The sequence below is a fragment of the Pararhizobium sp. P1_E7 genome (assembly GCF_056405855.1).
In genome coordinates, this window is the sequence record NZ_JBFUBH010000188.1 from 1 (window position 1) to 1,951 (window position 1,951).

Sequence of the window (1,951 nt, forward strand, 5' to 3'; positions counted from 1 at the left end):
TTTCAGAGGATGACCATGTCCAAATTCACCGATGAGCGCCTGAATAAACTTCTTGCACTGGGAAGCCGCATTGAGAGCGAAGCAAGACGAAAGCAGCAAGAGGTTGAGCTGGCCAAATCCAGAAAGGCGGATCGAAAACAATGGGTGGAGGATAATTGGGTGCAGGTCTTCCGCCCCAAAATTGAGAGCGCGATCGAGGTCTTGAACCAGAAACTTCAGATGGCCGATATGCCGAAAATGCGACTTACGGAGCCGACTCCGGGAACCTCGTCAAAAGTCGAGATGGAAATCGCGAGCGAAATCTCCGGTCGCTCCATCAGAAGCGCCGTCAGCTTGACAGAGGATCATATCCAGTTTCAGCACTATCGCCGATCATCCGCGCAAAGCGTGTCCGTCGGCCACAACGTGATCAGCTTGAATGATTTCACCACGGATAAAGTGAATGAAGTCCTCATCGACGTGCTCGATGCATTCACCCGGGACTTTCCAAAATAGCGCGCAGTGCCGGATACATCACATCCGGCAGATCAAAAGACTTGCTTCTCGTTTCGCACAGCTTCGTCCCAATTTTCATGCCGCTGGGACGTCCAGGATCAGCGATGCGAATGAGCGGGTTGCTTGATGTGGTTTTCCCAGGTTGTCGTAGCTTCGAGAGCGGCCTGCTTGTTGCGAAACGCGAACGTGTGATAGCCTCTAGCGCGGCTTGTGGGGTTGAACGGCAGTGCGTCGTATTCGGTTCCTTCGTTAATTCCCACGGATTGAAGCACCGCTTTGATCTCGTACACATGGCGTCCGGTGATTGCGAAATCGACGTTCATGAAATTTCTCCTGCTGAGACATGCCGAACGGCACGAATTTTCGTCTGTTCCGGGGCGTTGAGCACTTGATCGGGCAACACGGGGGGAGGTGATCCGTAATCAATGGCTTATTGGCTTTCTGCCAACGCGTTCCCTTCGAAAGCCCTTAGTTCGTCATACAACGCCTCGACGGTGACGGCAGCGAGGTCGGCTGATGCGGCGTAGCCTTGCATAGCAATGGCAGTTTCGCTCCTGATATTCGACCAATGCCACACCCCCTTGAACCGTGGTCGGGGCTCCAGAAATATCCGCCCGATCAGGATCTCTCCGTCGAAGCCGATGAAATCATTTTCCGGAGAGAGCTCCAGCGGCCGCCATTGATATCGTAGTCGCGCAATTTCAGATGATCTCACAGGCGGTATCTCCCCGGCTGCGGGGCGTTCTTGGAAGCCTCGGCGGCCGCTGGGCTTCTTGGTACAAACCCGCGCGGGTTTAGTCGCCCGTGGACTTCTTCGCATCCGGAAACTTCGTGGTGTCGGGTTTGCCTGGCGCAGGGGCAGCGGGTTGCTTCTTCTCTTCAGCTTCAGTGTTTGGGCGAAACTTAATCATCTCAGTGATCCTTTGGTCGCGCTTCAGGAAACTGACGGCGCGCGTCGTCACATGTGAATTGGTGGACGTAAAAGGAAGATCAGCAGAACAAATTCTCTAGAAATATGCCTCATGTAGCGCCAGATAGGCGCCAAGCATCAAGGATAACGTCAATGTCCACTTGATGAGAAAAAGCACATAGTCAAAGTGATAAATGGAATCGAAGAACGATTTCATTGCAGGCCTCCCGTATTAATCGGATAGCCGCGTCTCTCTAGCATACTAAACCGGGTCGATGTTTTTAAATATTTGGCTACACGGGATTATCATTGTCGCCTGCTGCCGAATGATCGCTAGCACTCTAGGGTAGAGAGTGCTACTGTTATTCGATGGGAGAAGCCATTCGGCTACGATCCCGTTAAGGAACCCAAAATGGCTGATACCAAATTTCGTCCGCTGCACGATCGCGTCGTCGTGCGCCGTATCGAAGCTGAAGCAAAGACCAAGGGCGGCATCATCATTCCGGATACCGCCAAGGAAAAGCCGCAGGAAGGCGAAATCGTCGC

Annotated in this window: 4 protein-coding genes; 2 read left to right on the top strand and 2 right to left on the bottom strand. The window is 53.0% G+C overall.

Translation table 11 applies throughout. The features are described 5' to 3' along the window. A partial coding sequence (locus tag AC1D17_RS28735) for a hypothetical protein (RefSeq protein ID WP_477568601.1) occupies positions 1-495 on the top strand: 495 nt, incomplete at its 5' end. Between the two features lie 98 nt (positions 496-593). Here the strand turns inward: AC1D17_RS28735 and AC1D17_RS28740 are convergent. Next, positions 594-818 carry a hypothetical protein gene (locus AC1D17_RS28740; RefSeq protein WP_477568602.1) on the bottom strand — a complete coding sequence of 75 codons (225 nt, stop codon included), beginning with the start codon at positions 816-818 and terminating at the stop codon, positions 594-596. Positions 819-925: 107 nt separating this feature from the next. Continuing rightward, the gene (locus tag AC1D17_RS28745) at positions 926-1,210 is read right to left on the bottom strand and encodes a hypothetical protein (protein WP_477568603.1); all 285 of its coding nucleotides are present in this window, start codon (positions 1,208-1,210) and stop codon (positions 926-928) included. A gap of 607 nt (positions 1,211-1,817) precedes the next feature. Between AC1D17_RS28745 and AC1D17_RS28750 the strand changes: the two genes are divergently transcribed. Beyond that, positions 1,818-1,951, top strand: a 134-nt coding sequence (locus AC1D17_RS28750) for a co-chaperone GroES (protein ID WP_477568604.1), incomplete at its 3' end; no start/stop codon positions are given.

Bases quoted from the DNA above. Each gene is read 5' to 3' on its own strand.
- AC1D17_RS28740 (WP_477568602.1), bottom strand. From the start codon at position 818: ATGAACGTCGATTTCGCAATCACCGGACGCCATGTGTACGAGATCAAA.